At 72.5% G+C, this 3,565-nt stretch carries 7 protein-coding genes; 6 read left to right on the forward strand and 1 reads right to left on the reverse strand.

The genetic code is table 11. From position 1 onward, the window contains the following. From VGW35_00240 to VGW35_00255, 4 genes are all read left to right on the forward strand, one after another. Window positions 1–367, forward strand: a 367-nt coding sequence (locus tag VGW35_00240; GenBank protein HEV8306066.1) for a hypothetical protein, incomplete at its 5' end; no start/stop codon positions are given. 17 nt (window positions 368–384) lie between these two features. Further along, window positions 385–999, forward strand: a complete 615-nt coding sequence (locus tag VGW35_00245) for a CPBP family glutamic-type intramembrane protease (GenBank protein HEV8306067.1) — start codon at window positions 385–387, stop codon at window positions 997–999. Beyond that, window positions 996–1,955, forward strand: coding sequence for a pyridoxamine 5'-phosphate oxidase family protein (locus tag VGW35_00250; protein HEV8306068.1), 960 nt, complete (start codon window positions 996–998; stop codon window positions 1,953–1,955). Before VGW35_00245 ends, VGW35_00250 begins: the two co-directional genes overlap by 4 nt. Continuing rightward, complete coding sequence (locus VGW35_00255; protein HEV8306069.1) at window positions 1,916–2,398, forward strand: SRPBCC family protein; 483 nt, start codon at window positions 1,916–1,918, stop codon at window positions 2,396–2,398. The genes VGW35_00250 and VGW35_00255 overlap by 40 nt, the downstream gene beginning before the upstream one ends. On the opposite strand, the gene VGW35_00260 is transcribed toward VGW35_00255, so the two are convergent. Continuing rightward, entirely contained in the window at window positions 2,395–2,703 is a 309-nt protein-coding gene (locus VGW35_00260; protein ID HEV8306070.1) for a lipopolysaccharide assembly protein LapA domain-containing protein, read from the reverse strand. The genes VGW35_00255 and VGW35_00260 overlap by 4 nt on opposite strands. A gap of 12 nt (window positions 2,704–2,715) precedes the next feature. Here VGW35_00260 and VGW35_00265 point away from each other — a divergent pair, with 12 nt between their 5' ends. Together VGW35_00265 and VGW35_00270 are read left to right on the forward strand one after the other, a co-directional pair. After that, window positions 2,716–3,339, forward strand: a complete 624-nt coding sequence (locus VGW35_00265; protein HEV8306071.1) for a phosphatase PAP2 family protein — start codon at window positions 2,716–2,718, stop codon at window positions 3,337–3,339. A 10-nt stretch (window positions 3,340–3,349) separates the two neighbouring features. Next, window positions 3,350–3,565, forward strand: a 216-nt coding sequence (locus VGW35_00270) for a prolipoprotein diacylglyceryl transferase family protein (protein HEV8306072.1), incomplete at its 3' end; no start/stop codon positions are given.

The raw sequence follows: 3,565 nt of genomic DNA on the forward strand, positions 1-3,565 counted from the left end.
GGTGGTGGACGGCCTCCTGCTCGGGCACTGGTACCTCACCGACCGCGGGCTGTCGAGGGGACCCATCAACCGTTCCACCTCGTTCCTGATGATCGCGGTGCTCCTGGAGGCGGCGGCCGTCGTGGCGGGGGGATTCGGTCCCACCAGGACGACGTCGAACTTCAACCCCCTGCTCACCTCCGCCGGGCTCGCGTCGTGGATCGCGCTCGGGATGGTCGGCGCTACCGCGCTCATCGCGGTCCTGATTCGCGCCGCGCTCAAGGGTCCCCGGGCCTCGGCGGTGCAGGCCGCCACGGGCTTCTTCTACCTCGCCGTCATCACCGCGTTGACCGCGGAATTCGCGGCCAAGGTTCGGTTCCTCCGGTAGCCATGGTGGCAGTGGTGATGATCGTCGGGGCCCTCCTCGAGTTCGCCGCATGGTGGATCGTCTCCCGGAAGGGGATCAGCATCTGGGTGGCCATGGGGATCGCCCTTCCGGCCCTGGGCATCGCGGCCGTCGCGGTCGGGGAGCCGTCGCTCTCGCCGGCGGTGAGCGGCGGCGTCGCCGTCGCCTCGGGCGCGGCGGCGGGCGTCGCCCTGTACCTGGCGACCCGGCTGTTCGTGGTCGCCATCCGGCCGTGGCGGACCTTCCAGCGCCATTCGGTCGAGGTGTACGCCCACCAGGCGGGGCTGCCGCTCGTCGCCGCCATCGTGCTCGCCGCGGCGGTGATGGCTCCCGGCGAGGAGCTGTTCTGGCGCGGCCTGTTCCAGGCCAAGTTGAGCACTGTCCTCGACGGCCGGACGGCGGGGGCCGCCATCGCGTGGGCGGCGTTCGCGGTGGCCAACCTGCCCAGCCGCAATCTGGCCATCATCGCCGGGGCGGTGGTGGGGGGAGCGATGTGGTCGGCGCTTTGCTGGTGGACTGGGGGCGCGTTGGCCAGCATCGTGTGCCACGCCCTGTGGACGGCCCTGATGCTCGGGTTTCCCGTAGTTCGCGTACCCGTCGGTGGACGGGCGTGACCGACGGGCTCCCGGCAGAGTTCGAGCGGATCCTTGAGCGCGGGGCGTTCTGCTCCATCGCCGCGGAGACCAGGCGCGGGCCCCACCTCACACCGCTCGTCTTCGCGTGGTCCGACGGGCGGGTGTGGCTCACGACCTCCCGCGGATCGGTCAAGGCCCGGGCGTGGCGGGCGGACCCGCGGGTGGCGGGGTTGGTGCGAGACGAGACGGGGGCGGTCACGTTCACTGGCCGGGCGGCGGCGTATGACGTGCTCGACCCCTCCACCTGGATCCGGACGGCCGTTCGGATGCCGGCGGTGACCGCGGCCTCCGTCAGGTTCACCGCCAAGAACGCCAGGTTCTTCGCCGGGTATGCGGTGGATGCACGGCGCGTCCCGTTGGCGTGGACCCCTCCGGGGCGAGTATTCGTGGAGATCGTCGTGGAGCGCGCCGCCCTTCTCGACGGCCGCGAGGTGCCCGAGCTGTGGGGAGCGTGGGGCGCCTCCCATCCCCAGGCCGAGACCTTCCGGGCGCGGCGGGGCGGGACCGAGGCGTTCGCCGCCCTCCCGCCGGCCGTCCGGAGCAGCCTCGGCGGGAGCGGTCCGGCGGCGCTCGGCATCGCCGGCTCGCGGGGCTCGATCGTGCTGCCGGCCCGGTGGGCCGAGGAGGGGCCGGACCTGTATGCGGCGATGCCCCGGGACTCCCTGGCGATCGTCGGCGCGAGCGAGGCCCCAGTCCCCGTCGCCCTTGCCGTGGACCGGGCATCGTCGTGGCGAGCCCGGGAGATGTTCGGCGCCATGGCCCAGGGGATCGGCCAGGCGTTCCTGCCCGACCGGCTCCGGGCCGGAGGCAGATCTGCCGAAGAGATGGTTCGACGAACCGGTACGGACCCCGAGGGCGCCGCGCTGGTCAGGATCCGTCCCGGCAGGTTGGTGTGGTGGCGCGGCTGGTCGAGCGGGAGCGTGACGATCGGGTGACGGTGGTCCAGACCGCAGTGGAGGTCGATGCTCCGCCGAAGGAGGTGTGGGCCGTGATCGCGGATCCGGCGAACCTGCCGCACTGGGACCGCCACATCGAGTCGGTGGAGGCCGTCCCCAAGGGCGGGCTGTCCAAAGGGGTCACGTACGTCGTGGTCGTCCGGTTCATGCGCGTGCGGGCCCGGGTGAAGGCCGAGGTCGCCGAGTGGTCACCCCCGTCGCACGCCAGGATCCGGCTGTCCGGTCCGATCGATGCCACCGTCGACACCACGGTCGATCCGCTCCCGCAGGGGCGCAGCCTCCTGAGGCACGAGGTCGACTATCGCTTCCGTGGCGGAGCGTTCGGCCGGCTCGCCGCGCGGAGCCTCCGGGTGGTGGGCGGCGCTGGGTACGAGCTGCGCCACGGCACGATGGCGCAGAAGCGGGACGTCGAGGCCGGTTAGTCCTTCCGCTGCCGGAAGTCGCGCAGGAGCCTGCGGTCGGCCCGGCCCGGCCGGCCCACGTAGTAGCCGATGATGAAGCCGAGGATGGCCGAGAGCACGATCACCGTGACGACGCGCGCTCGAGCGGTGAAGAAGAGGAAGTTCACGTCGACCCGCCGCGAGTTGGCGATGGCGAAGATGATCAGCAGGATCACTGCGATGACCGCCAACACTTGGGCCACGCTGACCCCGCGCCGACGACCTTCCTCGTCGGGGCCGGGCCGTTCGTCCTGCCCGTCGGATCCGTCCCCGTCGTGCCTCCTCATGGTTCCCTCCCCGTGGCGGCCGGCGCGATCGTCCTATATATCATCCGCCGCGTGGTGAACCGGACCGTACGCGTCGCCTGGCTCGCCGGGGCAGCCCTGGCCACCGGCCTCCTCGCGTCGACCGAGCTCGGGGACCGAGTCGACGTCGGGCTGTTCCGGGCGGTGAATCGGGGGCGCGGACCGGGCGCCGATCGCTTCTTCCGGGGGATCACCGAGCTCGGCTCGATCTGGGCCTCGATCGGCGCGGCCGGGGTGCTGGCGGCGAGGGGTCGACGGCGAGCCGCGGCCCGCGGGCTCGGCGCCGCCTCCGCCGCATGGCTCGCCGGACAGGGGCTGAAGCGCCTGTTCGACCGGCCCCGGCCGTACGTTGCCGACCCGGACGGCGTCCGGCTGCTTGCCCAACCACCGCGGGCAACGTCGTGGCCGAGCAGCCATCCCGCCGTCCTGCTCGCGTTCGTCACGGTCGCCGGACGGGACCTCGAGCTCTCCCTCGTCGCCCGGACGGCGCTGCGGGGCCTGGCCGCCGCGGTCGGGATCTCGCGTACCTACGTGGGTGTGCATTACCCGGCCGACGTCGTCGGGGGGCTGCTCCTCGGCCAGGCCGTGGCCGACGCGATGTCGCAGGACGCTCGATAGACTCGCCCACGTGACGCTGCTCGGCGCCATCGGCTGGCCGGTCCTCGACCGCATCCACCTGTTGGGCAGCTTCGCCATCTCCCCGCATGGCATCGGCATCGCGATCGGATTCCTCTTCGGCGCGTGGATCTTCACGCGCGAGGGGCCCAAGCGCGGGGTCACGTTGGACGACGTGAACGCCATGGTGTTCTGGGCCCTCATCGGGGCCATCGTTGGGGCTCGGCTG

The sequence above is a fragment of the Candidatus Methylomirabilota bacterium genome, from assembly GCA_036005065.1.
Taxonomy (GTDB): Bacteria; Methylomirabilota; Methylomirabilia; order Rokubacteriales; family DASRDR01; genus DASYQW01.